This is a genomic window from Cohnella sp. GbtcB17 (assembly GCF_019091135.1).
GTDB lineage: Bacteria > Bacillota > Bacilli > Paenibacillales > Paenibacillaceae > Cohnella.
The window spans coordinates 1-241 of record NZ_JAGXJW010000425.1 but is presented as its reverse complement, the minus strand read 5'-3'; the positions used below and the strand labels follow the sequence as shown (position 1 = coordinate 241).

Annotated in this window: 1 pseudogene; it reads left to right on the top strand. The window is 60.6% G+C overall.

The annotated features are described in order from the left end of the window. Positions 1–241: pseudogene (locus KVT38_RS34105) on the top strand (RNA-binding protein S1); the annotation flags it as partial.

The window sequence follows — 241 nt, the reverse complement described above, 5'->3', positions numbered from 1 at the left end:
AAAGTGGGCGATGCCGTCACCGCCAAAGTCATCACCGTGGACAAAGACGGGAAGATCGGGCTGACGATCCGGCAAGCGGACGACATACCGCCAGAACAGCAACAACAGAAACAGCAATACCACCCGCGTGGACCTCGCGGCGGCGGAGGCGAACGCGGAGGCAGGAACTACAGACGCGGAGGACCGACCCGCGCCACTTACGAGGACAAAGTATCCCGCATCCTGAAGGATAGCGAAGAAC